This window comes from Thalassobacter stenotrophicus (assembly GCF_001458315.1).
In the GTDB taxonomy this organism is placed as follows: Bacteria; Pseudomonadota; Alphaproteobacteria; order Rhodobacterales; family Rhodobacteraceae; genus Thalassobacter; species Thalassobacter stenotrophicus.
This window is the reverse complement of the sequence record NZ_CYRX01000031.1, coordinates 1-26478: the sequence shown is the minus strand read 5'-3', so window position 1 is coordinate 26478 and position 26478 is coordinate 1. Positions and strand designations below refer to the sequence as shown.

The window sequence follows — 26478 nt, the reverse complement described above, 5'->3', positions numbered from 1 at the left end:
CATTCTAATAAGCCATTTCGAACTCTGAAATAACTTCAGCCTGCCGCAAAACCATTTTTACAGCATCTTTCGATTGATCAGGTGGATATTTGTACTTTCGTAATAGTGTCCGGATAACAATGCGGAGTTTTGCACGAACGCTATCACGAACCGCCCAATCAACTGTTAGGTTTTCTCTGAGCTTTTTGGCAACTTCTCGTGCCATCTCGACGAGCACTTCCTCACCCATCGCCTGCTGTGCAGATTCATTCTTGGCTAAAGCGTCATAAAAAGCTTCTTCTTCGTCACTCAGATTGTGGCTATCTCGCCGAGCTAGATCCTCTCGGAACGCCTTCGCCATTGCGATTAGCTCTTCGATCACCTGTGCAGCCTCAATCGCTCTATTAGCATACTTCCCAAGGGATGCTTGAAGCAGGTCACTGAACTTTCGCTGTTTGACTACGTTAGTTTTAAATTTCGATTTGATCTCGTCTTTGATGAGCTTTTGAAGCAGCTCCACCGCCAGGTTCTTGTGCGGCATCTTCATGACTTCCGACAAGAAATCCTCGGATAGGATAGAAATGTCAGGACTATCCAAGCCCGCAAGTTTGAAGATGTCGGATACACCCTCACCAACCACGGCTTGTGAAACCAACTGGCGTAGTTCGTACTTTACATCCCGAGGAGGCTTGTCGGGATTATCACCTTTGATCAGCGGTGCCCGTACAGCTTGATGGAAAGCAACCTCTGGTGATAGTTCGAGCGCTTCATCAAGGGTGCCACACAAAGCAAAAGCCTTGGTCATCTGAAGCACGGTATCCGCATATCGGCGCTTGCCGTCTTCCTGTCCAAGAACGTGATCCATGCAGTCAGGGATAAGCGCCAAAGCTTTTGTTCGGAATTCGGACCAATCAACGGGGTGGAGGATGTCTCTGGCGACTTGGATCTTCTCTTTTAAGATCCGCAAAGCCTCGCTGCTATCGATTGTTGGACGCCCCTTGCCCTTGGCGGCGCTGTAGGTCGCAAGGGCTTCCTTGAGCTGCGGCGCAATCCCAATGTAGTCGACGACCAAGCCACCGGGTTTGTCCTTAAAAACACGGTTTACTCGGGCAATAGCCTGCGCAAGGTTCGCTCCCTGCATTGGTTTGTCGATATACATCGTTGCAAGGCAGGGGGCATCAAAGCCCGTTAGCCACATGTCACGGACAATCACCAGCTTTAGAGGATCGTCAGGGTTTTTGAACCGCTTCTCTAAGTCCTTCTTCTGCGCTTTGTTCGTGTGGTGCGGCTGTAGGTACGCCTTGTCAGACGCCGAGGCTGTCATCACTACCTTAATTGCGCCCTGCATATGGTCGTCAGAGTGCCAATCAGGCTTCAACTTGATGATCTGGTCGTAGAGCCGAACACAAATGTCACGAGACATGGTGACAATCATCGCCTTGCCCGGTTGGGTCTGGCTTCGGGTCTCGTAGTGCGCAATCAGGTCTTCAGCTATTTCTTGAAGGCGTGCGTCTGTCCCAACAATGGCTTCGAGTGCGGACCATTGTGACTTCGCTTTTTCTTTCTCACGCTCATCTGCCGTTTCGCTATCAAGAATGTCTTCGACTTCGTCATCGATGGTTGGTAGCGCTTCTTGGTTCAGGTTGATCTTCGCAAGCCGGGACTCATAGTAGATTGGAACCGTTGCACCATCTTCGACCGCCTGCTGGATGTCATAGATCGACACATAGTTGCCAAAGACCGCCTGTGTATCTCGATCATCCTGCGAAATCGGTGTACCCGTAAACGCAAGAAACGTGGCATTGGGCAAGGCATCACGAAGTGATTTGGCGAGACCGTATTTGATCACACCCGTTTCACCGTCGATCTTCGCCTTAAACCCGTATTGCGTCCTATGTGCTTCGTCGGCGATGACGACTACGTTGTGTCGATCAGACAGGACCGGAAATTTGTCTTCGTCAGCGTCCAACCCGAATTTCTGGATCGTCGTAAAAATTATCCCACCCGATGGTCGGTTGCGGAGGTGGTCTCGTAGTTCTGACCGTGAATTCGCTTGCTTAGGCGCTTCACCCAACAAGTCGCCAGCACCCGCAAAAACGCCGAACAGCTGACCATCCAGATCTTGTCGGTCTGTCACCATTACTAGAGTCGGGTTTTCCAGCCGTGGGTCGGCAATCAGGCGTCCGGCTAGGCAAGCCATTTCAATGCTCTTGCCCGCACCTTGGGTATGCCAGACAACGCCACCCTTTTTGTTGCCGTCCCAAGACGACGCTTTCACGACGCTCTCCACGGCAGCTTGGACAGCGTGGAACTGGTGATATCCTGCAATCTTCTTGATGACGGTCTTGTCGTCTTCAAACAGGCAGAAGTACCGAAGGTAGTTGAGGAAGACATCCTTGTTGAAAAGCCCCTTGATCAGGGTTTCCAATTCTCGGTGCTTACCCAGCGGATCAACCTCTACGCCGTCAATCGTGCGCCAGTTCATAAACCGCTCTTCATTGGCTGAGAGCGAGCCAAGCCGTGCAAAGATCCCGTCTGAGATCACCATACATGTGTTGTAGTTGAAGAGGTCGGGAATATCCGTCTTGTAAGTCTGAAGCTGATTATAGGCTGCCCAGATGTCAGCGTTTTCGTCGGCAACGTTCTTTAGCTCGATCACCGACAGCGGCAGACCATTGACGAAAACCAGAACATCGGGTCGGCGATTCTGCTTTTGACCGTGGATCGTGAATTGATTGACGACCAGCCAGTCGTTGTTGCTTGGGTTATCAACATCAATGACCTTGAGTTGCCTTCCGACCTCTTGGGTGCCTTCATGGAAGGTTACTTTAACCCCTTTGGTCAGCCATGAATGAACTTGCCTGTTGGCGGACATCAGGGCGGGTATGTTAGGGTTTACAAGCTGCGCAAGCGCTGTGTTGATCGCAGATTTTGGGATATCGGGGTTGATCCGAGTGAGAGCGGAAAGAAGACGGTCTTTGAGAATAACAGAGCGATAGTCATGGCGCTCTGGCGTTTCACCATCTGGTGCAATGTCGTATCCGCAAACGTAGGTATAACCGAGGTCTTTGAACCACTCGATGCTCTGCTGCTCAACAAGATCCTCGGATACCAACGCCATCAGATACCCGCCTCTTCAAGGAACTTCTCAACATCAGGTATGCGGAGTTCACCGGAGATGAGTTTGGGTAGGAGTGTGTCTCTGAGTTCGGCGAGGGTTTCCATTTCTTTTGATGCCACTAATACCCGCTCGTAAATTGGCGATACAATTTGGTGGAATTTCTGCATTGCGCTGTTGCTGGGTTCGATAGCGGGTATGGGGCGAAACGCTGCCTTGCTAATTTCTGCGAAAGTAGTGCCAGATGCCCTGTTTTTGATTTCATCAAGGTTAGTTTCGCACCAGTGGAGTAAGAAATAATTTGAGATTCTACTCTTTGGTTTAAGTGCGATGTAACCTTGGTTTATCGCTGTGGGTTCGGTTGTTAGTGCTAGGTACCCAACTGGCGCTCTTGAGGAAAGAAGGACTGTTCCAACGGGTAACAGTCCAGAGGAGATTTTCTTCAGACCTGCCTCGGTAATTTTTCTGTCTGTCTTGAGAAGATGGATAGTCTTTGAGTCTGACAAATCTTTGGGGGATGTCCATGTATGTTTACCACCTTCCCAGAACTCGGGGTTCTTGGTCGATGGGGTGGCGCCGCCTACGCAATCCGCAAGGTCAGAAATGGTTTTTACTTCCCACCCCCTCGGCGTCTCCCCCATCTCTGAATCCACCAATTCAGCAGGAAACAGATCACAAATCTCAGGGGGAAGACCTGTGGGGCGACCCTCTGCCTTTGCTCGCACAGGATCAAAGTTCACGAACCATGACTTGAAGATTGCTTTGGCTATCCCTTCAAGGGTTTGGTTCATCTTTTGATTATTTCTAATGCGCCCTTCTATGGCATCTAAAAAAGAAGAAACCGCCAACTGCTCTGATTTGGACGGAACCATCAGTTCCAAATGAGCAATAGAGTCAAACGTAATCTGGGGGAACGTTCCGGAGCGTGATTCTGCGATCAACTTCATTGCGTTTTGTAGTTCGGGTGACGTGATCACGTGGTATAGGTACTTGGGTAGGATGGATTTGCCCGCCTCAATGACCATGAACTTCGTGGACACAACCGCATTTGGATACTGCTGCTCTACAAATGCATAACGACCATTACCCGGTCTAATTTCGCTGTAAAGAATATCCCCTTCGACAACTGCCTTTTTCGCTTGCCCCGGTAGACCGTCCCAATCGCTCAGATCGTTGTGAGTAAACCTTCCACCCTCAACATCGCCAGTATTAATAAACCAGACTTTTCCGTCTTCGGGGGGGACAAAGCGTCTCGAGGCATTTCTGCAAATCGCACCCAAAGGCAACATGACGCCGTCACTCATTGATCGAATACCTTGAGTTGCTCAAAGATCAGGTGATCCAAGCGTGATGATTCATCTTTCAAAGATTTAAAGTCACTCAACAGTCCACTTATTTTGTCTTTGAAAGACAGAGAGTCGTCTAAATGTTTCTCAGCACCTACATATCGTCCGGGCGTTAGGACAAACCCACTTTTCTCAATCTCATCCAAAGATGCTGACTTACAAAATCCCGCTATGTCTTCATATTCTTCACCTATTTTCCAAGACTGCACTGTCTCTTGAATCTTTGAAATGTCTTCATCCGTGAAGACCTTCAGAACACGGGTCTCCATGGTTCCCAACTGCCGTGCATCAATGAACAGAGTCTCACCTCTGCGGTCTCGTCCGTTCATAGTCTTGTCGTTGGTTAGGAACCAAAGACAGACTGGAATCTGAGTGTTCAGGAATAACTGACCGGGCAATGCGACCATGACCTCAACAACGTCACCTCGCACCATTGCCTCTCGTATCTGACCTTCGCCACCCGTGTTGGAACTCATCGAGCCATTGGCAAGAACGACCCCTGCCTGACCGCCCGGACGCAACTTCCACAGCATGTGCTGTAACCATGCGTAGTTGGCATTTCCGATTGGCGGGCGACCAAACTTCCAACGTGTGTCGCCCTCGTATTTCTCACCGCCCCAGTCCGAGATGTTAAACGGAGGGTTCGCCATGATGTAGTCGAATTTGAGATCCGGAAATTGGTCCCGTGCAAAGGTATCCGCAGGCTCTTTGCCAAGATCAGCCGAGAACCCACGAATTGCTAGGTTCATTGCTGCCAAGCGCCAAGTGGTTGGGTTGCTTTCTTGACCATAGATCGAAATGTCATCAACACGACCACCATGTGCTTTGACGAACTCTTCGCTCTGAACAAACATGCCGCCAGAGCCGCAGCAGGGATCATAGACCCGCCCTGAATGAGGTGACAACACAGCGACAAGCGTCTTCACCACGTGAGATGGCGTGTAGAACTGACCGCCTTTCTTACCTTCGGCTGATGCAAACTGACCAAGGAAGTATTCATAGACTTCGCCAAGGAGATCGGACGAGTTGTACTTGTCAGCGAAGCCAATGGTCGAGATCAGGTCGATCAACTCGCCAAGTACGCCTTGACTCAGCTGTGCACGACCAAACCGTTTGTCTAGTTTGCCTCTAAGGGAGTTGTTCTCGTTCTCGATCGCTGACATGGCGTTATCGATCATCGAACCGATATCGGGCTGTTTAGCCTTGGCTCTCAGCGCTTCCCAACGTGCCTCCTGAGGTACCCAGAAAACGTTGTCCTGCGTGTAGTAATCTCGCTCTTCCAGCTCTTCTGCGTACTCAGCGGGTTCTTCGCTTATGAAGTAATCCGAGTTAGGGTCTGACACCATCTCTCGGATCTTGTTCTGCTGCTTAACAAAGGTATCTGAAATGTACTTTAGGAAGATAAGCCCCAAGAGGATGTGCTTGTACTCAGCAGCATCCATTTGTGCCCGCAGCTTGTCTGCTGCTTTCCATAGTGTTTGTTTGAAGTCTGCGCTCATCTAACTCGCTGCCAATTAAACATTTTCTTTCCTTATTATAGGTTGGCAGACGCAGACAGAATTACAAGGTTTTTTGATTCTGCTCCCATCATAGTAGATGAGTGTTGGGATACGTCAGCAATGAAGGGGGGCGATGCATGCAAGCCAATAAAAATTTCGTTTGACCGGTTTATAACTGTTTATAACTTTTTGTTATACAAAGCCAAAACGGCGCCTATGGTCTAAGCCATTGACGCCGTTGAATTTTTTGGCTCCGGCGGTAGGGATCGAACCTACGACCAATTGATTAACAGTCAACTGCTCTACCGCTGAGCTACGCCGGACCATGTGAGGGCTATAACAATGGGTGCGGGGGGCGTCCAGAGGCTTTTTGCGACTTTTTCAAAAGGATTTGTTTTTGCCTCTAGATGCTAGCCTGACTGACGCTACGGTAGCCTAAAGTGAGCGTTCAAGCCCGGGGCGGGATCGCTTTGGCAGACGCCTCTATTTTCCAGTTCTATAAGGGTGGCCAACAGGTTGCGCGCTGCGGCGGGCCACATCTTTTGCGGGACATCGGCGTAAAGCTGGGGGATCAGCGCCTCCAAGTTTTGAGGATCACGTGTCAGCGCGGCTTGAGCGGCGCGCAGCCGCTCAGTGCGGTGGCTGCGCAGCCATTCAATCCGTTCGCGTGGTGCGTGAATCGGTGCGCCGTGGCCCGCGAAAAGTATGTCGGCGTTAACACTTTCGAGGCGATCAAGGCTGGTAAAAAACTGGCCAACGTCCCCATCGGGCGGCGAGATGAGCGAACTGGCCCATCCCATCACGATATCCCCAGTGAACAGCGCGCGCCCCTCGTGCCATTCAAATGACAGATGATTTGCCATGTGGCCGGGCGTCCAATGTGCGGTCAGGCTCCAATCGGTGCCAGCGATCTGGGTAAGATCGGGTAGGATGACGTCGGGCGCAAAGTCAGGATCAATCCCTTCGCCGCCCGCCAAAATATTGTCCTGTGCGAGGCGATCCATCAACGCGCTGCGCCCGGCATGGGACGGGCCAAACCCATAGACCGGCGCGCCTGTTGCTTGCGCCAATTCAGGCACAAGGCCGGAGTGGTCATGGTGGCTATGCGTGACAAGGATGTGGCTGATCCGCTGGCCGGGCGATAACGCGGTCAGAATCGCCTCAAGATGTTTGGTGTCCTTTGGGCCTGGGTCGATCAGCGCGATATCGGTGCGACCCAACAGGTATGTATTCGTGCCTTTTTCTGTCATCGGGCTGGGATTAGGCGCGCGGATGCAGCGCAAGTCGGGGGCTAGGGTCTGGATCACGCTTCACTCCGCGCCGGGGGGCCGATAGGGTGCGCCTATGGCCTCTGGTTTTCTCAAACGCGCGCTGCCTCGTGGCTTTTACGGTCGCGCCGCTCTTATCTTGATCGTGCCGATAATCACGATCCAACTTGTCGTTTCCGTCATGTTTCTGCAACGGCATTTCGAAGACGTGACGCTGCAAATGACGGGGACCCTGTCGCGAGACCTCGGACTGGTCCTTGAGGTGCCGGAATTGGCGGACCGCTTGGGTATCACGGTGTCCGAAGGGGGCGGCCCTGTGGACGACAGTCGATTGTTCTATGATTTGTCAGGGCGGGTCGTTGCGCGGCATCTGCGGCAGGAATTTCCAGCCATTACTGGCGTGGATTTGGCCACGGATGACAATTGGGTCGTCTTGGGGGTGGACGGTCAAACGATCCGTTTCGCACGAAGCCGTGTTTCCGCGAGCAATCCGCACCAGTTGTTGGTGTTGATGGTGGCGACTTCGCTTTTGATGACACTTGTGGCGTTCTTATTCATGCGCAACCAAATCCGGCCTCTACGGCGACTGGCCAGCGTGGCGGAGGCGTTTGGACGGGGCCGATCATTGCCGTATTCGCCCGCCGGCGCGACAGAGGTGCGTGCGGCAGGCACCGCGTTTTTGGATATGCGCCAGCGGATTGAGCGGCATATTGATCAACGCACGCTTCTGTTGTCGGGCGTGTCCCATGATCTGCGCACGCCGCTCACGCGGATGCGGCTTGAACTGAGCATGATGGAGCCGACAGACGCCGAAGGGCTACAAAGCGACGTCGATGAAATGGCGCAGATCATCGATACGTTTCTGGATTTCGCACGTGAAAGCGCGGAAACACAGGCGGAACCGCTCAACGCGGTAACCCTTGCGCAAACCGTGGCCGACGGTTTTGCGCGCGGGGGGGATACGGTGGAAGTGATCTTGCCGGATAAACCTTGCGTTGCTCCAATGCAGGCAGGCGCTGTGCAGCGCGCCCTTTCGAACCTGATCAAAAACGGGTTTCGTTATGGCAAACATGTTCGGATGACCGTTCAGGACGCACCGGCGGCCCTGCGTTTCATTGTCGAGGACGACGGCCCCGGTATCGCCCCAAAAGACCGCGCCAAAGCCACCCGACCGTTTACGCGCCTTGACGCAGCACGCGGGGCAGGGAGCGGATCTGTCGGCCTTGGCCTTGCGATTGTGACGGATGTGGCCCGCGCGCATGGGGGCACATTGATGCTTGAACACAGCCCAGACATGGGTGGCCTGCGCGCAGAATTGGTCTTGCCGAAATAGAACCCTTAGCGCGTCGTTTGGGTGCCGCGCTCCCGATAGGGGGTGGTGTTGTAATGCGCACGGTAACACTTGGAAAAGTGCGAGGGCGAGGCAAAACCACAGGCCAGTGCAACGTTGATCACACTCATGTCTGTCTGCATCAACAGGTTGCGCGCCTTGGAGAGGCGAATTTCCATATAATACCGCTTGGGCGAACGGTTGAGGTATCGGCGAAACAGACGCTCAAGCTGCCGGGTCGACATCGCAACCTCTTGGGCCAGAACCGAAGGCGAGATCGGCTCTTCGATGTTCTGCTCCATCTTGCGGATGACGGCGCTTAGCTTGGGGTGGCGCACGCCAATACGCGTCGGGATCGACAGGCGCTGCGTGTCTTGGTCCGTCCGGATAGAGGAATAGATCAGCTGATCGGCCGTGAGACTCGCGAGGTCCTCGCCATGATCCTGCGCAATAATTTTTAGCATCAGATCGATGGAGGACGTGCCCCCCGCCGTTGTGATCCGGTTGCCATCAATCACAAACACCGATTTGGTCAGGTCGACTTCCTGAAACTCTTCAAGAAAGCTGTCTTGGTTTTCCCAGTGGATGGTGGCTTTTTTCCCGTCCAACAGCCCGGCTTTGGCCAAGGTATAGGCCGCCGTGCAAAGCCCTCCAAGCGTTACACCACGACGTGCTTCCCGCCTGATCCAGTTAAGCAGTCGTTTGGTGCTTGATTCTTGGACCCCAATACCACCGCACAGCAACACTGTGTCGTCTCGGTTTGTTTCCTCAAGGTCTTGGTCAACCTGATAGGTGATGCCGCTTGAACATTGAACCGTTTCGCCGCCCTCAGCCGCAAGCGTCCAAGAGTAAAGTTCACGCTCCGCCATGCGGTTAGCGATCCGAAAGGCCTCGATCGCGCAGGCAAAGCTGAGCATCGAAAAGTTAGGCAAAAGCACAAACACAAAGTGGCGTGGCCGTTCTGTTTTGGCTGGCTGTATGACCATGACCGGCCTCCCTTTTCTTATCGCTCCCGCGTTCTCCCGCGCGCAGTGAAATTTACGCAAAACAGGATTTTCTAGCGCTGACAAGCCCGGTTCATGCGTAAAGGACGTCTGGCGGAATAAAAATCATCGGGCTATACAGTTGGGGCCTCATCGATGGGGCGCTTTTACAAGAGGAATGCGGCTATGACACCGTGGAGCAAAACAGACTGGCGGAACAAACCTCGGGTGCAGATGCCTGAGTATACCGACCCAGCCGCTTTGTCGGCTGCAGAGGGCAAGCTTGGCAGCTATCCTCCACTGGTTTTCGCAGGTGAGGCCCGCAGGCTGCGCCGTGCATTGGCGGACGTGTCCGAAGGTAAAGGCTTCCTGCTTCAGGGGGGCGATTGCGCCGAAAGCTTTGCGGAGTTTTCCGCTGATAACATCCGCGACACCTTTAAGGTCATGTTGCAGATGGCGATGGTGCTGACGTACGGCGCAAAAGTGCCCGTGGTTAAAATTGGCCGTATGGCGGGTCAGTTTGCCAAGCCACGTTCGGCACCCACCGAGGTGAAAAATGGTGTTGAGCTGCCCAGCTACCGCGGTGACATCATCAATGAGCTGGATTTCACACCGGAAGCCCGCATTCCGAACCCCGACAAAATGCTGCAAGCTTACACACAAGCGGCTGCCTCGCTCAACCTGTTGCGCGCGTTCTCCAAGGGCGGCTATGCAGACATCCATCAGGTCCACGCATGGACGCTGGGCACCACCGATGATTGGTCGGCGCGCTACCGCGACATGGCCAACGCGATCCAAGACTCGCTTGATTTCATGACGGCGGCGGGGCTGACCGCAGAAAACAACGCTGAACTCAGCACAGTTGATTTCTACACCAGCCATGAAGCTTTGTTGCTTGAGTATGAAGAGGCGCTGTGCCGTTTGGACAGCACCTCGGGCAAATGGATTGCTGGTTCCGGTCACATGATTTGGATCGGGGATCGTACCCGTCAGCCCGACGGCGCCCATGTTGAATTCTGCCGTGGTGTTCAGAACCCAATTGGGTTGAAATGCGGCCCGACCACAACGCCGGAGGACCTCAAGGTTCTGATGGCGAAGCTGAACCCCGAAAACGAAGCTGGGCGTTTGACGCTGATTGCGCGTTTTGGTGCAGGCAACGTGGGTGAGCATTTGCCGCGTTTGATCAAAACGGTTCGGGAAGAGGGCGCAAAAGTCGTCTGGACCTGTGACCCGATGCACGGCAACACGATCAAATCTTCGACTGGGTTCAAAACACGCCCGTTTGAGAGCGTGTTGCGCGAAGTCCAAGAGTTCTTTGCGATCCATAATGCGGAAGGCACAGTTCCTGGCGGCGTTCATTTTGAGATGACGGGTCAGGATGTGACGGAATGCACGGGCGGCGTTCGCGCAGTCACGGATGAAGATCTGTCGTCGCGCTATCACACGGCGTGTGATCCGCGTTTGAATGCCAGCCAGTCGCTGGAACTTGCGTTTCTCGTGGCCGAAGAACTGCAACGCACGCGTGAAGCGCGTCGCGCCGCCGTTTAAGGCATATATCAAAGGTCAGACAATTGGGGTCGGTTGCGATCAATTGTCTGACAAATGAAGGCGCGTCTCGTACGCGCCTTTTTTCTTGCGATTTGCCAAAGGTTTAGCGGACGATCCTAAGCCATGGGACCGGCCCCGGTTTGGATGCGGCCTCTAGATCCGTCGGGATGTGGGGGGTGCCGTCAATACCGGTATTTGGCGTCGATGCCGCGCCCGTTGGCCGAGCCTCAAACGAAGTCGCAGGCTCATTAAATCCCGCCATCGCGGGCGCAGGTTTGGGGGTTTGTGTCACGACAATCGGGGTCACAACATCGCGTTGAATGCGAAACCGACGGGGCGTTTGTCCGATATCACCATGGGTCACCAGGCACCCAAGCGCCTTGTTAACATTCCCTGCGGCATCGCGCATGGGCAGGATCAGCATTTTGCCTTCGATGATCGGCCCAGACCGATTGTTCGACACAAGGTCGAGTTCTAACAGAGCCGGCTTGGTAAAGACCGTTTCCACCAAATCCATCAATCGGCGACGTTCCAACAGGTCAAAGAATGCACGGATTGGCATGCCACGGACTTCCATTCCCATCAGATCGTTCATATGACCGCCAGCGACACGAATCCGAATGGTGCCGGGACGCGTTCGGTCCAAAATGAAGGCGTTGGCCAAGGCCGTTTGGATCACCCGAGGGTCCAGATCGGACCGCGCGGGCAGGTCGGTCCCGACACGCAAAGCATTCCAATATCGCAGCACGTCGCCAAACGTTTTGCTGGTTCTTGTGAGCCGTTGGGTCAAAAAGCTCCACGCCGCCTCACCGCGACCATCGATTGAATTTTGCATCAGCGCAGCACCTTTTTCAAAGCCTCTGTGAAAGACCTCAGAAACCACTCGTTAAACTTTCCGGCCCTCGATTTAACACGAGTTAATAAAAATTAGCGCTAATTTCTTCACCAATGGTTAACGACTTTGAAAAGGGTAAACGTTGTTCTCTGATAGGCCTGAGGGTATGGCAGGTTACGGTAACCGCAGGGGGAGACACCTATGAAGTCGATGACCGGCTTTGCGGCGTTGGAGCGCAGAGATGAGCACAGTCACCGCAGTTGGGACGTGCGCAGCGTAAATGCCCGTGGGCTCGATATTCGTGTTCGATTGCCCGATGGCGTCGATGGATTGGAGAAAGAGGTGCGCGCAGCCCTCAGCGCCGCTGTGGCTCGGGGCAACGTCAGTCTTTCGCTCAAAGTGACCCCGGCGGGGGGCGATGCGCCGCTGCGCGTAAGTCCTGATGCCTTGTCGGCTGTGTTAACCTCTCTGAAGAACGTGGAAGCAGAGGCGCATGCGCATGGTATGACCCTCGCGCCGATGTCTGCGGCCGACATACTGGGGCTGCGCGGCGTGCTTGAGGTCGGCACCGGGGCAATCGTGACTGTCCCGCTTGAGGTTCTGATCTCGGACCTCGCTAACTTGATCGAAAGCTTCAACTTAATGCGGGCCGAAGAGGGCGCCGCGTTGCGCGGCATCCTTTCGGCTCAAGTCGATGAAATCGAACGCTTAACTGACGCGGCCGTTGATTTGGCTCAGGCGCGATCTGACCACATGGCCAAGGTTTTCGCTGAAGCTGTCGCGCGGGTGCAAGAGGCCAACGCCGACCCGGAAAAGACTGCGCATGACATCGCCGCATTGGCCGTAAAGGCGGACGTGACCGAGGAAATAGACCGCCTTCGCGCCCACGTCATCGCCGCGCGCGCGTTGTTGGAAATTGACGGGCCTGTTGGCCGCAAATTCGACTTCTTAACCCAGGAATTTAATCGTGAGGCGAACACTATGTGTTCAAAAGCGCAGTTTTCCGCGTTGACGGAGGTCGGTCTGAGCCTCAAGACGGTGATCGATCAAATGCGAGAACAGGTACAAAATGTCGAGTAATCAAACCTCATTGGCGGGCACACGCCGCGGTCTTCTGATCATTCTGTCTTCCCCATCGGGTGCTGGAAAATCGACCCTCGCGGGTAGGTTAATGGCGTGGGATGCATCGTTAAGTTTTTCGGTGTCGGCTACCACGCGCCCGCCACGTCCGGGTGAATTGGACGGACGCGAATATTACTTTCGCGAGCGCGCGGATTTTGAGGACATGATCGATGCGGGAGAAATGTTGGAGCACGCAGAGGTATTCGGCAATCTTTACGGCAGCCCCCGTGCCCCGGTTCAAGAGGCAATCGAAGCCGGGCGCGATGTGATTTTTGATATCGATTGGCAAGGTGGGCAACAGGTTCGAAACTCGACCTTGTCTAAGGACGTTGTTTCAATTTTCATTCTTCCCCCCTCGATCGCAGAGCTTGACCGCCGGTTGCGGGCGCGTGGCCAAGACAGCCCCGACGTGATCGCGACCCGAATGGCGCAATCAGAGGCTGAGATTAGCCACTGGGCCGAGTACGATTATGTTCTCGTCAACGAAGATATAGATGAGACCGAGGAAAAGCTGAAAACGATTTTGACTGCCGAAAGACTTCACCGTGACAGGCAACCGGGCTTGGCCGGGTTTGTACGCGAGTTGAACGCAGAATTCAGGGAGAGAGTAACATGACAATTTTCGCGCTAGACGATGTTCACCCCGAGATTGACCCCACCGCTTGGGTCGCGCCGGATGCCAACATTATTGGCAAGATTACCCTTTCTACGGACAGCTCTGTTTGGTTCGGCTCGACGCTGCGGGGCGATAATGAGCGGATTACTGTCGGCGCCGGCAGCAATATCCAAGAGGCCTGCGTGCTTCATACCGATATGGGCTATCCACTTGTTATCGGCGCAAATTGTACAATCGGGCATAAGGCGATCCTGCACGGCTGCGAAATCGGTGAGGGGGCGTTGATCGGCATGGGGGCTATCATCTTGAATGGGGCCAAGATTGGCGCCGGTAGCCTGATCGGTGCCGGGGCCCTGGTGACTGAGGGTAAGGAAATCCCACCTGGTTCAATGGTACTGGGCAGCCCCGGAAAAGTCGTCAAAGAGCTTAATCCATCCGTGCGCGCCAACTTGATCAAGTCCGCAGAGCGGTATCAAGCCAACGCGCGGCGCTTTCGGGATGGGATGGTCGCGCTTTAACCTTTGCGCGACCCGCTTAACCTTTGACCTGCTCGCTAAACGAGCAGGGAAATCGAACCATCCGAGAGTGTGACTGACACGGGCCTGCGTGTTTCCAGCGCGGTTTGCGCGAGCAAGCCAAACTGAACCGTGGCGCCCGTGATTTCTGCGTTGGAGCGTGTCCTCCGCAGAGTGTCCCACAGGGGTTCTTCTATTTTCAGCCGCTCTGCGGTGGCGTGCAGGACCCACGCGTCACGAGATCTGCGAACCTCAATGATGCCCCCCCATGCCATCGCGGATTCAAGGCAGGCGATGGCCAAAAACGCGAGCCGCACTTCCGTGCGTGAATAGCTCTCCTCAACCGCCCAAGACACCTTTGTTCTGCTGCCGTCAAACATGGCGTTCAGGGTTGTGCTGACCTCACGGGCGCTGATCAATTGCTCGCCCCTTACGGCGCCAAAAGCGATGCGAAAGAAGGAGATGCGTGCAGACGCGGCCTGTACTGATGCGCGGATCAGCGCGATTTCTTCTGTGGGTGCGCTGCCCGACAGTTCCAACAGTTCAAGGCCATTGCCAATTGCGCCAATAGGGCTAATCAGATCATGACAAAGCCGAGAGCCCACCAGTCCTGCCAAATCGGCATTCTGAGTATCGGCAAGAGGGCGTTCGGTTGTATCGGTCATGAAAGGTCTCCCATGTCTTTAGAAATGAATGCACTGCTTGAGCCCGGCCAGTTGGTCCGCCATCCGCAGGCACCGGAGTGGGGGATTGGGCAAGTCCAATCCAACATTGGCGGGCGTGTCACGGTCAACTTTGAAGAAGAAGGCAAGGTGGTGATTGACAGTGCCAAGGTAATGCTCATTCCAGTTTATGATATGTAGCCGCACCCCGCGGCTGAGAATGTGTGTCGCCCATAAAGGTTAACGTAAAGTTACCACGGCGAGGGGCGTTGGCCCAATCACGATCACAACTTTGCGTCGCGTTGCATCCTGTCGGGTGTCTGATACACCCGGTGCAACAAATGTCCCGAGCCCATCATCAATGTCCCCCACGCCACGCTTTGAAACGCGCCTCGCAACAAGCCCCGAGGATATCCGCGCCGCACAACGGCTACGGTATGAGGTATTTGTGGCAGAATTGGGCGGTGACGGCACGATGGTGGATCACGACGCGCGGCTTGAACAAGACGCCTTCGATGATCACGCTGAGCATCTGCTTTTGCTGGATCATACCCGCGCGCCTGACCCGGTTGTTGGCGTTTACCGCCTGATGATGGCCCCGCAGGCCAAGCAGGCGGGCGGTTGGTACACCGCCAGTGAGTACGACCTGACACCGCTCTTAACGACGGGTCGGAAGGTGCTGGAATTAGGACGATCTTGTTTGCATTTGGACTATCGCGGCGGTGTTGGCATGATGCTCTTGTGGCAGGCTCTCGCGGATTTGGTCCTGACGCGTGAGGTTGAAATTCTCTTTGGTGTTGCCTCATTTCACGGCACCGACCCGGAGGCTTTGGCCGCCCCCCTGTCGCTGTTGCACCACCGGCATCTTGCGCCTTCTCAACTGCGCCCCATCGCAAGGGCCCCTCACGCGGTGGATATGAACCGGCTGCCCGAGGCACAGATTGATCGCCCCGCAGCCCTGCGCGCCGTGCCATCCCTGATCAAAGCGTACTTACGTTTGGGCGGGTGCGTCGGGGCGGGGGCTTGGGTGGATCATCGGTTTAACACGACGGATGTTTGCCTCGTGCTCGACATCGACAATCTGTCGGAAAAGCAGCGGGCACTTTACATGCGGAAGGATCGGCCATGACCCCATGGGACAACGGTGAGCGCCCAGTCCAAACCCCTTTCGGTGCAGCGGGTTGGCTGCGCGTGATTTCGCGGGGGCTGGTGCTTGGCTGTGTCACGTTTGGTGGGCTGATCCTTTTGCTACTCGTGCGCCTGATTGAGCGTCCACTGTGTGGCGTAAGCCGACCCGTGACGCCCTACATTACCCAAGGGGTTTGCATCGCGGCGTTTGTCATCCTCGGGATACAGCGACGGGTTGAGGGCGCGCCCATGCCCGCCCATGGGGCGATTGTGGCCAATCACGCGTCGTGGCTTGATATCGTTACCCTCAACGCGTCCAAGCGGATTTATTTCGTGTCAAAGGCTGAAGTGGCTGGGTGGCCGGGCATAGGTTGGCTCGCGCGCGCGACGGGAACGGTGTTCATCGCCCGCCGTGCCGCTGATGCAAAGGCCCAGCAAAAGGTGTTTGAAGACCGTCTATCTGCCGGGCACAAACTGTTGTTCTTTCCCGAAGGCACATCCACGGACGGGCGCCGGGTTCTTCCCTTCAAGTCAACGCTCTTTGCCGCGTTCTTTGCGCCAGGTGTGCCGCGCGATATGGCGGTACAGCCGGTGTCGGTTGTGTATACCGCTCCGGCTGGCGCTGATCCTGCGTTTTACGGCTGGTGGGGTGATATGAGCTTTGGCAGCCACCTGCTAAAGGTGCTGGCCGCGCCAAAGCAGGGGCAAGTTGTGGTGCGCTACCACGCGCCCATTGCAACGGCCGAGGTCACCAGCCGCAAAGACTTGGCGCGCCAGTGCGAGGCCGCAATTCGTGCAGGCCTCGCCGCAGACGGGATTAGCGAAGCGGCGCAGTAAGCGCCTTCATCGCAGCAGCCGGATCGTCGGTCGCCCAAATTTCTTCGCCGATTGCAAAGAAATCCGTGTGCGGAGCCAGCGCCTCGATCAAAGCGATATCCAAGGCACCTTCGGCAACGATTGGCACCTCAATCACCTCGGACCACCAAACGAACGTGTCAAAATCTGCGGTGCTGCCATCGCCCAAAACGCTGCTGCCCACAGGGCCGAGGCTGACGTAGTCGGCACCGGCTTCGGCGGCAGTCATACCGTCATGGCGGGACGTTCCGCAGAACGCGCCCACAATGGCATCTTCGCCCAAGTCGGCCCGTGTCTTACGCACTGCGCGCGAGCCGTCCGTCAGGTGCACACCATCAAGACCCAACCGCTCGACCAAGCCGATATGCGTGTCGATCACCACGGCCAGATCGCGGGCATGGGCCAGTTCACGGATGCTATCGGCGGCACGGGCGAGGGTGCTTTCGTCCTTGGTCGCAAGCGCGAGGCGCAGGCAGGCCACCTCGTGAACGTCCAAAACGGCGGACAAAAGGTCCGGAAATGTCTCCAGCTCAAACGCGGGGGGCGTCACAAGATAGATCTGCGGCTGTTCGGGAAGTGTGGGGTCGTCTGACATGGGCGGACTTTCTGATACGTTTTCACCGTTCATAGACCCGCCGGGCGTTGCGCTGCAATGGGGCGCGCGGTAGGAGGCGGCATGTCCGAACAGTTTACACCGCCCGCCGCCCACCCCGCGATAATCCTTGTGCGCCCTCAAATGGGCGAAAATATCGGTGCCAGTGCGCGCGCGATGTGGAATTTTGGCCTGCATCACATGCGGGTCGTGGCTCCTCGGGATGGTTGGCCCAATGAACGCGCTGTCGCCTTGGCCAGCGGGGCAGGGCGTGTGTTGGATGCGGCCCGTCTTGTCGATACCACGGCCGAGGCCTGCGCTGACTGCGATTTCGTCTTTGCGACCACCGCGCGCGACCGTGATCTGACGAAGCCCGTGTTCACCCCCGAGGCCGCGATGCAAGAGGCGGCCAAGCGCATGGCCCAAGGCCAGCGTGTGGGGGTGCTGTTTGGTCCAGAACGGGCAGGGCTGGAAAACGATGATATCGCGCGCGCCAATGCGATTGTGTCCGTACCGGTGAACCCTGATTTCCCCTCGCTTAACCTTGCGCAATGCGTGCTGTTGATGGGGTATGAATGGCGCCGCCAAGTGGAACAGGCCGAGGCTACTCAAATGGAAATGGCGGGCACGGTTTGGGCCAATCACGCTGAGATTGACGCGCTGGCCGACCATTATGAGGCGACGCTGGACCGTGCTGGGTTCTTTTTCCCAGAGGCCAAGGCGGCCTCAATGAAACGTCATCTGCGCAATGTCTGGAGCCGTATGCCCCTGACGCGCGCGGACGCCCAAACGTTCCACGGAATGATGCGCCAAATGGTCCGCTGGAAAGAACGCGGCTAGGCCCGCGACCTTGCGGCGCATGGGTTGCCGCGCGCAACTATCTGAATAGATAAGACGAGAACGAAATTCTGGAGGGCAGAATGGCCGGACGCTCGATTTTTGAAGATGTGACTGGGGCCGAAAAACCGGCCACACAGGCGGGTGTGATTGATCGCACCGGCCGCTCGGGTGGCCGCAAGGCTGTACGCGCTTGGTTGGGCGTTTTGTTTGGTTTGGTGGTACTGATGATCGCCGTGGGTGGATTGACCCGCCTGACGGATTCCGGGCTGTCGATCACGGAGTGGAACCCGATCTCGGGTGCGGTTCCCCCCCTTAATGCCGCGCAGTGGCAGGCGGAGTTTGACCTCTACCGCGCGATCCCCGAATACCAGTTGCAAAACCAAGGCATGAGCATGGCTGAGTTCAAGGTCATTTATTGGTGGGAATGGGGGCATCGCCAGTTGGGCCGTGTGATCGGGCTTGTCTGGGCCGTGGGCCTTTTGGGCCTATTGCTGGCGCGTAAGGTGCCCGCTGGCTGGACGCCCCGGCTTGTAGTGCTAGGGGCCCTTGGTGGGCTGCAAGGCGCGATTGGCTGGTGGATGGTGTCATCGGGCCTAACGGGCACCATGCTCGACGTGGCCTCGTACCGTTTGGCAACACACCTTGGATTGGCCTTTGTGATCTTGTCGTTGATCGCGTGGTACATGCTGATGCTGTCGCGCCCACAGTCAGAGCTGCTGGTGGCCCGCCGTGAGGGCCACGTGCCTTTGCGCCAATTCGCAACCGTCTTGCTGGTTATGACATTCGTGCAAATCCTTCTGGGTGCGTTAGTCGCGGGCATTGATGCCGGCCGCAACTACGTCGACTGGCCGCTGATGGCCGGGGCGTTCACCCCGCCCGAGATGTGGGTGCTAGAGCCCGTTTGGCGCAACCTGTTTGAGAATGATGGCACGGTTCAGTTCTTCCACCGCATTGCGGGCTACGTTCTGTTCTTAGGGCTGATCTGGGGCTGGCTGCGTGGGCGCAAATCGGGCAATTCTGCCACGTCTGCGGCCTTTGCTGGGGTTCTGGCCATGGGCGTTGTCCAAATGCTGATCGGGATCGTGACGGTGATGAACTCCGCGCCTTGGCATCTTGCCATTGCGCATCAGTTTGGGGCGGTTGTTCTGATCGTTCTGGTCATGCGTGCCCGTCACCGTGCCGTATATCCCCTGCCACAATCCGTTCGGAGCTAAACCATGCCTGCATTTGACGACCTGATGGCGCACCAACGCGAAACCGAGGCTTTGGGGCAGGTCGCGGATCGGCTTGGCTGGGACCAAGAAACGGTCATGCCCCGTGGCGCGGCCCCGCAAAGAGCCGAGGAAATGGCCGCAATGGAGGGCGTTTTGCACGCCCGCCGAACCGATCCGCGTATCGGTGATTGGCTGGACGTGGCCAAGGCCCCCGATGCGGTGGGGGATGCGGCCCTGCGGTTGATCCGCGAAAGCTATACGCGCAACAACAAGGTGCCCGCACGTTTGGCAGCGGAACTGGCCCGGGTCACATCGCTGAGCCAAGGGGAATGGGCCAAGGCCCGCGCAGACGAAGACGTCGCGGCCTTCTTGCCACGCCTCAACGAGGTCGTCGCCTTGCGGCGTGAAGAGGCAGCGGCGCTGGCCACCGATGGTGACCTTTATGATGCGCTTCTGAACGATTATGAGCCGGGCGCGAACGGCGCTGAGATCGGTGCGATGTTTGACGCTATGCGTCCGCGCCTGGTCGATCTGCGGGCGCGCGTGCTTGCGGCAGAACCAGCCCCCAAGGTGCAAGGCACATTCGCAAAGGCCGCTCAGTTAGCTTTGTCAGAGAAAGTCGCACGGGCCTTCGGCTACAACTTTGACACCGGACGCATTGATCTGGCCGTCCACCCCTTTAGCTCGGGCTCCGGGCGGGATGTGCGGATCACCACGCGCGTGGCGGAGGATGATCCGTTTAACTGCCTCTATTCGACGATCCACGAGGTCGGCCATGCCTGCTATGAACAGAATATCGACCAAAGCTACCTGCTGACGCCCTTGTCACGGGGCGTATCGATGGGTGTCCACGAAAGCCAAAGCCGCATCTATGAAAACCAAATGGGCCGCTCAGAAGCGTTTACCGGCTGGTTTTACGGACAAATGCGCGATGCGTTTGGTGATATCGGCGTGCAGTCTGAGCGCGATTTTTACCGGGCCGTGAATCGGGCAGAGGCGGGATATATTCGCACTGAGGCTGATGAGGTGAACTACAACCTGCACATCATGCTGCGCTTTGATCTGGAGCGCGCGTTGATTGCGGGCGATTTGGCCGTTGATGACCTAGAGGCCGCATGGAATGACCGTTTTGCTGCGGACTTTGGGATTGTGGTGGATAAACCGTCCAACGGGGTTTTGCAGGATGTCCACTGGCCAGTGGGCCTGATGGGGTATTTCCCAACCTATGCGCTTGGGAACGTTTTTGCGGGCTGTTTGAACGCGGCGATGCGCGCGGCAGTGCCTGATGTTGATGCGGGCCTCGCGCGGGGTGATGCGACGGCTGCAACCACATGGTTGCGGGATGCCGTACAAACTCATGGTGGTCTGCGTACCCCAGTTGAAACGATCAGCCACGCCACGGGTGCAGCGCCGGGACCTGAGCCTTTGCTCAGCTACCTCGAAGCGAAATTCAGTGATCTCTACAAGCTCTGAGCGCGCACGGTCTTGGCTTTGTCCAAGGCCTCACTCACCAAATCCAGTTCCTGCGCGGGACTGGTAACGCTTTTGCGCGCGAGCGTATGGCGGGACAGGTGCCGGACTAGGGTTCTGCGATCGCCCTTGATCAGTTTTTTGAGCAAACCTTTGATATAGGGGCGGTAATCGCGACGGGCGCGCCAAAGTTTTGCAAAGGTTGGCCGTGTTAGAGAACCGGTCATCGCCGCCTCACACAGAGGCGTCAGAAGGTTCATTCCGTGCAGCGTCGTCAAGACGCGCGGCCCCGCGTGGGGGATGCGCAGATGCGTGGTGTGGTCGTCTTGGAACAGGCTTGCGTGCATCGCATCCAATGTCTCGGTTGGATCCGAGATAACAGTCACTTGGTTGGCCGCCTGAACCGACCGAGGCGCATAGCTGTAGCGCGGGCCCCAGCGGAGCGACCAAGCCTTGCGGTTACGCACCTCCCACGGGACCTTGGCGCGTTCAAGCGTCGCGATAGGCTGCATCAGCAAAACCTCGGCCCCTGGGGCGGCCACGCAAAACGCCCCCGCGCCATAAGCCCCCATACCGGCCCCAGCAAAAAGAACCGTGTCAAAATCATCGAAGAACCCCTCATCCGTGAGGTCATCGATAAAATCGAATAGGTCGGGACTGCGAAACCACGTCGGCCCATCCGCGTGGATCATCAGGAGTGACGCATCGAGCGCAGTCGCCACATCCGGCCCCCACAGTTTGGCACCACTCTCGAACGTGACCAAAAGGGTATCTCCGGCGGTCACATGAAAGGCACGGTGCTGCGCGTCAATGGCTTCAAAAAAGCCAAGCTCATCGCTGAGGATTTGCAACGCTGCAATCTTGTCGCTGTTCTGTTCAAACATCTGTGCCCCCACAGGCAAATAAATTGATGATGCCGTCTCAGCACCCGCAATTTGGGTGAGGCGCTGACAACTGTGGCCGAATCTTGTCGTTACCTAGCGCGGAAATGTGGCCGGAATTGGGTTGTATGCTGGGATAATCCTATCGTCTGGGCAGGTTTTTGGGAGGTCAGCATTGTTGCGTGAGTATTGTTTCCAATTTCATAACGGACAACCCCGGCATTAAAAAAGTGCTGTAAAGTGACGGGCAGGACCTCTTCTAGCTCCATAACAAACCCCACCCACAGGGCTCAGCACCCCTTTCGTCTCGCAAAAGGCTGGCGTAGGGTTCACGCAACACTGTGAGGGAGCATCGATCATGAACGTCACACGAGAAATCAAAGCCAAAGACGCGCCAGACATGGGGACCTTTGACTGGGCCGATCCGTTTTACTTAGAAGATCAGCTGAGCGACGATGAGCGCGCGTTGCGTGATGGGGCCGCGGCCTTCGCGGCCGATAAGCTCGCCCCACGGGTGATCGCCGACTACGCCCAAGAGGTCGAGGCCCCTGAAATCTTTGCTCAAATGGGCGAGGCGGGTCTGCTGGGCATCACCATCCCCGAGGAATACGGTGGCCTTGGTGCGTCCTATGTCACCTACGGCCTCGTCGCCCGGGAAATCGAGCGCGTCGACAGTGGCTATAGGTCGATGATGTCCGTGCAATCGAGCCTCGTGATGTATCCGATCTATGCCTATGGCAGCGAAGAACAGCGGGTGAAATATCTGCCGGGTCTGGCTGCGGGCAGCTTAATTGGGTGTTTCGGCCTGACCGAACCTGACGCTGGCTCTGACCCCGCTGGTATGAAAACCCGGGCAGAGAAAACCGCGACCGGGTACCGGATTACGGGCTCGAAAATGTGGATTTCGAACGCGCCATTTGCGGATGTGTTCATCATCTGGGCCAAGTCTGAGGCGCATGGGGGCAAAATCCGCGGCTTCGTGCTGGAGCGCGGCATGGACGGTCTGTCCGCGCCCAAGATCGGCGGCAAACAATCGTTGCGGGCCTCTACCACGGGTGAAATCGTGATGGACGGTGTTGAGGTCGGCGAGGAGGCGCTGCTGCCGCATGTCCAAGGGCTGAAAGGGCCGTTTGGCTGTCTGAACCGGGCCCGATATGGCATCGGCTGGGGTGTGATGGGTGCTGCAGAGTTTTGCTGGCATGCGGCCCGCACCTATGGGTTGGATCGCAAGCAGTTTGGCAAGCCTTTGGCGGAAACACAGCTGTTCCAAAAGAAACTGGCTGACATGCAGACCGACATCACCTTTGGGTTGCAAGCCGCGCTACGGGTTGGTCGTCTGGTGGATGAAGCCCGCGCGGCACCAGAGATGATCTCGATGATCAAACGTCAAAACTGTGGCAAGGCGCTAGAGATCGCGCGCATGGCCCGCGACATGCACGGCGGCAACGGTATTCAGGAAGAATACCAAGTCATCCGTCACATGATGAACCTTGAGACCGTCAACACCTACGAGGGCACCCATGATGTTCATGCCCTGATCTTGGGGCGTGCACAGACCGGTTTGCAGGCGTTTTTCTAGAAAAACACGGCCTAGGGTCGGCTAGCTGAAGTCCAGACTGTCTGTTTTGTAAAGCAGCGGTCTGGTCAGCGACGAAAGCGAAACCCTAGGTCGGTTTTCACTGTCGAAGTTGTCGGGTGACAGATAGCGCTCGAAACACGCGCGCAGGGCGGGCCATTCGCTGTCGATAGCGGCGAACCAAGCGGTGTTTCTGTTGCGTCCCTTGCTGATCGTCGCCTGTCGAAAAACACCTTCATAGGACAGCCCAAGGCGTTGCGCGGCCGCGCGGCTTTTGACGTTGAGGGCGTGGCATTTCCATTCGTACCGCCGGTAGCCGCTGTCAAAGGCCCACTTCATCATCAAAAACAGCGCCTCGGTCGCCTCAATCGTGCGCTGCAGAAGCGGTGAGAAGTGGATATGGCCAACTTCTATTGAGCCGTCACCGGGATTGATCCGCAGAAAACTCGCGACGCCAACGGGGCGATTATCAGACAGGCGTATGATCGTGAAAAACACAGGGTCTTCGCGCCCGGTCTCACTCTCAAGCCATGCTCTATAGCTGGGAAAATCGTGGAAGGGACCGTAGGGCAAATAGGCCCAGTTGCGGTCATCTGTATCGGTGGTGTTGGCCTCATATAACCCGAGGGCATGGCGATCCGGGTCCAAAGGCTCTAGTCGCACGGTCTGGCCGTGTAGGGTGATGCCCGATGGGCGCGGAGGTGCGGAAAAACCCTCGACACTGAAATCCTGTTTCATGGGCAATTCCGCACTCCTTTGGGTATCGTTAGGGAATTATTCCCACTCAGTAGTAACGTAGATATTTAATTGTTTAATATCAATCATTTACCACCTACAAATAGTTTGTGTGCAACTTATGTGTAACTCACCATTCACTTTGCACGTTTTATTTACGCTTGTGCAACTATTGCAATTCAATAGTTTACGCAATCGTCTGTTGCACATTGTAAGACGAAGAACGTGCTATAACCACACACGTTCTTGTCTTCTTTCGTTCACTTGTTCTTTTGTGTCACTCGTCTGCCAAACTGCGCTTGCTTTTCTATCAGCGCATCTAACTCACCAAGTTCAGCAGCTTCGCGCACCTTAGCTAGCACATCAGCAACCTCTGCTTCACTAGCTAGTTCGATTGCATTCTTACCTTTGGCGAACTCTAAAGGCTTGCTTCCATAGCGCACTACAAGATTTATCTTTCCATCAACACTAGCACTCCACCAACGCTTAACTCGTTTAGCAACTTCTACTTTGCGTTGGTTACCATGTTCGTCAGTAACCCACTTTTGCTGCGTAGGTGTGTAGTCTTTATTAGCTGCAAGTTGTATTTGTTCATCAATCTTTGCAATCAGCTTGCGACGACGAACAGCGATAGGGTTGTTGTTTTGAAGTGGGTTAAAAGCAACGAAATTCAGTGTATCAAGTACAGTCATAACAGCCTCCTTATTAGCTAAAAGCATTGTGCTTTCAGAGTTCGAAGGCTGTCATCCGAAAAGATTAGTTAGACGAACTTTCCTTTAACAACGTTAGCTATTGCATCTTTAGCTAACTTCTTACGTCTCCAAACTTTAGTGTTAATCAGTTCGCTTTGGTAAGAGTAATCTTGCGCTTGTTCGTCAGTTTTCTTTTGCTGAACTTCTATGCCAACAGCTTTAGCAAGTTTTAGGTTTGAAATCTTAGTGCCGTTAATCTTTGCATCACGTTCTAACTCATAGACTTCAAAAGCTTCTTTAAGACTTTCTACTTTCACTGGTTTAGACAAGTGATAACGTGCGTTACTTCTGCTTGGATTTCTTACTTTTCTACCACGTTCAAAATGCATTTCAGAAGCAAGGATTCTATCAATTGCTTCATCAATTCGCTTTCGATTAATGATTTTAGGAATGCGAATTAACAATACGCTTTCGTCATTAGCTGCATTAGTAGCGTCACCACCATCTGTAACTATTTCAACCTTAGTGCCAGTAAATGGTTCAGCAAACAAATACGTTCCACGTGTATCAAACTCATCAATCTTTTCAATCCACCACTGAGTAAATGCAAGATATACGCAACCTTCATATCTTACATCACCAAAGTCTTTGTAAACTTGATGGATGCTGTCATTCGTTTTGAAACGATTATTCGATGGATTTGCACAGTACTCAACGTAGTCGTCATTCAGCGTCAATGCCTTAACCCAATAAAAGTACGGAGACTTTTCAATCTTCGACTTAATAGGGTTTGCATAGCTACCAAACGTAGGATGCTGAGTGATAAAGAATCGCTTTGCCATATCATCCATCAAAATTCTTATTCATTGATATGAACATAGTACATATTTCCATATCAACCACCAAACCTTCTATTCAGTGATTATTACTGAAAAAGCACTTTCGCCATATTCTGTACATATCGTTAATCACAGCGATAAAACACAAATCAATGACAGAAAAGGTGAATACTATGTCTACTAAATCAAAAGCTAACGCACAAGCTGAAGCAGCACTTGCACTTCAATCGTTTCAAAACGAAATTGCAGTACTTAAACAAACTGCAACAGATTGGTACGGAAAAGAGTACGCAACGTCTAACGAACGTCTGTACTCAATCTTTGCATCAATTTACAGAATGTACGAACAGCTTAGCATTGTTGGAAGTAACAACACTGAAAAGCGTAAATGGATACAAAGTGAGATTGAACGAAAAGGTGTAAAACTCAATAAGAAGCCAACTATCGTTCAGCTTCTTACAGTCTATTCTTTTTACGTTGATGGTGTTGAATACACAAAACAACAGAAGCGTATTAGTGCTTATGTGCGTGTAATGACGACTGCAATAGAAAACAAAGAAGTGTATGCAGACAACATTGCAGATTGGATTAATGCAGAAGGTGGTGTTGAAAACATTCGTCAGAAAGCAACCAAATCTGCTGTGTCAAAGACAGAACGAAGCACTGAAGGTGAGAAGCTACTTAAAACCTCTAAGGAAATTGGTTCTTTAAGTACTGAAAAGTCACTGGCTTACGCTGCGCATAAATCAAATCAAGTAGTTCTACTTGTTGGTGTATTACGGCTTTGTTGCACAAACCCGCTTGGGGACGTGTTTCCCCTGACCCCGGACGGATT

At 54.7% G+C, this 26478-nt stretch carries 25 protein-coding genes and 1 tRNA gene; 13 read left to right on the top strand and 13 right to left on the bottom strand.

Going from position 1 to position 26478, the window contains the following annotated elements; genetic code table 11:
* Nucleotides 1-4 precede the first annotated feature (4 nt).
* The 5 genes from THS5294_RS10805 to THS5294_RS10785 all read right to left on the bottom strand — a co-directional run bounded on the left by THS5294_RS10805 (nt 5) and on the right by THS5294_RS10785 (nt 7249).
* Nucleotides 5-3100, bottom strand: coding sequence for a type I restriction endonuclease subunit R (locus tag THS5294_RS10805; protein ID WP_058123769.1), 3096 nt, complete (start codon nt 3098-3100; stop codon nt 5-7).
* Nucleotides 3100-4401 (bottom strand): restriction endonuclease subunit S, encoded by a 1302-nt coding sequence (locus THS5294_RS10800; protein ID WP_139278621.1) that lies wholly within the window; start codon nt 4399-4401, stop codon nt 3100-3102. The genes THS5294_RS10805 and THS5294_RS10800 overlap by 1 nt, the downstream gene beginning before the upstream one ends.
* Nucleotides 4398-5942: a class I SAM-dependent DNA methyltransferase gene (locus THS5294_RS10795; RefSeq protein ID WP_058123768.1), complete on the bottom strand. Its 1545-nt coding sequence runs from the start codon at nt 5940-5942 to the stop codon at nt 4398-4400. The genes THS5294_RS10800 and THS5294_RS10795 overlap by 4 nt, the downstream gene beginning before the upstream one ends.
* A gap of 248 nt (nt 5943-6190) precedes the next feature.
* Nucleotides 6191-6265: transfer RNA gene (locus THS5294_RS10790), tRNA-Asn, on the bottom strand.
* Between the two features lie 102 nt (nt 6266-6367).
* The gene (locus tag THS5294_RS10785) at nt 6368-7249 is read right to left on the bottom strand and encodes an MBL fold metallo-hydrolase (RefSeq protein WP_058123767.1); all 882 of its coding nucleotides are present in this window, start codon (nt 7247-7249) and stop codon (nt 6368-6370) included.
* 37 nt (nt 7250-7286) lie between these two features.
* On the opposite strand from THS5294_RS10785, the gene THS5294_RS10780 reads away from it, so the two are divergent.
* Nucleotides 7287-8543: an ATP-binding protein gene (locus THS5294_RS10780; RefSeq protein WP_058123766.1), complete on the top strand. Its 1257-nt coding sequence runs from the start codon at nt 7287-7289 to the stop codon at nt 8541-8543.
* 5 nt (nt 8544-8548) lie between these two features.
* Here the strand turns inward: THS5294_RS10780 and THS5294_RS10775 are convergent, their stop codons facing one another.
* The gene (locus THS5294_RS10775) at nt 8549-9526 is read right to left on the bottom strand and encodes a GlxA family transcriptional regulator (RefSeq protein WP_038003313.1); all 978 of its coding nucleotides are present in this window, start codon (nt 9524-9526) and stop codon (nt 8549-8551) included.
* 183 nt (nt 9527-9709) lie between these two features.
* Between THS5294_RS10775 and THS5294_RS10770 the strand changes: the two genes are divergently transcribed.
* Nucleotides 9710-11071 (top strand): class II 3-deoxy-7-phosphoheptulonate synthase, encoded by a 1362-nt coding sequence (locus THS5294_RS10770; RefSeq protein WP_038003311.1) that lies wholly within the window; start codon nt 9710-9712, stop codon nt 11069-11071.
* 103 nt (nt 11072-11174) lie between these two features.
* On the opposite strand, the gene THS5294_RS10765 is transcribed toward THS5294_RS10770, so the two are convergent.
* Nucleotides 11175-11906 carry a PAS domain-containing protein gene (locus THS5294_RS10765; RefSeq protein ID WP_133244374.1) on the bottom strand — a complete coding sequence of 244 codons (732 nt, stop codon included), beginning with the start codon at nt 11904-11906 and terminating at the stop codon, nt 11175-11177.
* Between the two features lie 201 nt (nt 11907-12107).
* On the opposite strand from THS5294_RS10765, the gene THS5294_RS10760 reads away from it, so the two are divergent.
* From THS5294_RS10760 to THS5294_RS10750, 3 genes are read left to right on the top strand one after another with little or no spacing between them, the layout of a single operon-like run.
* A complete protein-coding gene (locus THS5294_RS10760) occupies nt 12108-12986 on the top strand; it encodes a YicC/YloC family endoribonuclease (protein WP_306434227.1) in 879 nt (292 codons plus the stop codon).
* Entirely contained in the window at nt 12976-13644 is a 669-nt protein-coding gene (gene gmk, locus THS5294_RS10755; protein WP_058123764.1) for a guanylate kinase, read from the top strand. The genes THS5294_RS10760 and gmk overlap by 11 nt, the downstream gene beginning before the upstream one ends.
* Entirely contained in the window at nt 13641-14162 is a 522-nt protein-coding gene (locus THS5294_RS10750; RefSeq protein ID WP_058123763.1) for a gamma carbonic anhydrase family protein, read from the top strand. Before gmk ends, THS5294_RS10750 begins: the two co-directional genes overlap by 4 nt.
* 35 nt (nt 14163-14197) lie before the next feature.
* On the opposite strand, the gene THS5294_RS10745 is transcribed toward THS5294_RS10750, so the two are convergent.
* A complete protein-coding gene (locus tag THS5294_RS10745; RefSeq protein ID WP_052068397.1) occupies nt 14198-14824 on the bottom strand; it encodes a histidine phosphotransferase family protein in 627 nt (208 codons plus the stop codon).
* Between the two features lie 12 nt (nt 14825-14836).
* Between THS5294_RS10745 and THS5294_RS10740 the strand changes: the two genes are divergently transcribed.
* From THS5294_RS10740 to olsA, 3 genes are all read left to right on the top strand, one after another.
* Nucleotides 14837-15022, top strand: a complete 186-nt coding sequence (locus tag THS5294_RS10740; RefSeq protein WP_038003305.1) for a DUF3553 domain-containing protein — start codon at nt 14837-14839, stop codon at nt 15020-15022.
* A 160-nt stretch (nt 15023-15182) separates the two neighbouring features.
* Complete coding sequence (gene olsB, locus THS5294_RS10735; protein WP_058123762.1) at nt 15183-15950, top strand: L-ornithine N(alpha)-acyltransferase; 768 nt, start codon at nt 15183-15185, stop codon at nt 15948-15950.
* Entirely contained in the window at nt 15947-16786 is an 840-nt protein-coding gene (gene olsA / locus THS5294_RS10730) for a lyso-ornithine lipid O-acyltransferase (protein WP_058123761.1), read from the top strand. Before olsB ends, olsA begins: the two co-directional genes overlap by 4 nt.
* On the opposite strand, the gene THS5294_RS10725 is transcribed toward olsA, so the two are convergent.
* Nucleotides 16767-17399, bottom strand: coding sequence for a thiamine phosphate synthase (locus THS5294_RS10725; protein WP_038003300.1), 633 nt, complete (start codon nt 17397-17399; stop codon nt 16767-16769). The two genes, olsA and THS5294_RS10725, sit on opposite strands and share 20 nt — an antisense overlap.
* Nucleotides 17400-17480: 81 nt before the next feature.
* On the opposite strand from THS5294_RS10725, the gene THS5294_RS10720 reads away from it, so the two are divergent.
* From THS5294_RS10720 to THS5294_RS10710, 3 genes are all read left to right on the top strand, one after another.
* A complete protein-coding gene (locus THS5294_RS10720) occupies nt 17481-18236 on the top strand; it encodes an RNA methyltransferase (protein ID WP_058123760.1) in 756 nt (251 codons plus the stop codon).
* An 80-nt stretch (nt 18237-18316) separates the two neighbouring features.
* Nucleotides 18317-19450, top strand: coding sequence for a heme A synthase (ctaA, locus tag THS5294_RS10715; RefSeq protein ID WP_058123759.1), 1134 nt, complete (start codon nt 18317-18319; stop codon nt 19448-19450).
* A 3-nt stretch (nt 19451-19453) separates the two neighbouring features.
* Nucleotides 19454-20923: a carboxypeptidase M32 gene (locus THS5294_RS10710; RefSeq protein ID WP_058123758.1), complete on the top strand. Its 1470-nt coding sequence runs from the start codon at nt 19454-19456 to the stop codon at nt 20921-20923.
* Here the strand turns inward: THS5294_RS10710 and THS5294_RS10705 are convergent.
* The gene (locus THS5294_RS10705; RefSeq protein WP_058123757.1) at nt 20911-21804 is read right to left on the bottom strand and encodes a hypothetical protein; all 894 of its coding nucleotides are present in this window, start codon (nt 21802-21804) and stop codon (nt 20911-20913) included. The genes THS5294_RS10710 and THS5294_RS10705 overlap by 13 nt on opposite strands.
* A 355-nt stretch (nt 21805-22159) precedes the next feature.
* Here THS5294_RS10705 and THS5294_RS10700 point away from each other — a divergent pair, with 355 nt between their 5' ends.
* A complete protein-coding gene (locus THS5294_RS10700) occupies nt 22160-23380 on the top strand; it encodes an acyl-CoA dehydrogenase (RefSeq protein ID WP_058123756.1) in 1221 nt (406 codons plus the stop codon).
* 21 nt (nt 23381-23401) lie between these two features.
* Here THS5294_RS10700 and THS5294_RS10695 read toward each other — a convergent pair whose 3' ends face one another.
* The 3 genes from THS5294_RS10695 to THS5294_RS10685 form a co-directional block, all read right to left on the bottom strand.
* Entirely contained in the window at nt 23402-24115 is a 714-nt protein-coding gene (locus tag THS5294_RS10695; protein WP_058123755.1) for a GNAT family N-acetyltransferase, read from the bottom strand.
* A 257-nt stretch (nt 24116-24372) separates the two neighbouring features.
* Nucleotides 24373-24831, bottom strand: coding sequence for a DUF6641 family protein (locus THS5294_RS10690; RefSeq protein WP_306434226.1), 459 nt, complete (start codon nt 24829-24831; stop codon nt 24373-24375).
* A gap of 41 nt (nt 24832-24872) precedes the next feature.
* On the bottom strand, nt 24873-25655 hold the full coding sequence (locus THS5294_RS10685; RefSeq protein ID WP_058123753.1) for a hypothetical protein: 783 nt from the start codon (nt 25653-25655) through the stop codon (nt 24873-24875).
* Nucleotides 25656-25816: 161 nt separating this feature from the next.
* Between THS5294_RS10685 and THS5294_RS10680 the strand changes: the two genes are divergently transcribed.
* A partial coding sequence (locus THS5294_RS10680) for a hypothetical protein (RefSeq protein WP_058123752.1) occupies nt 25817-26478 on the top strand: 662 nt, incomplete at its 3' end.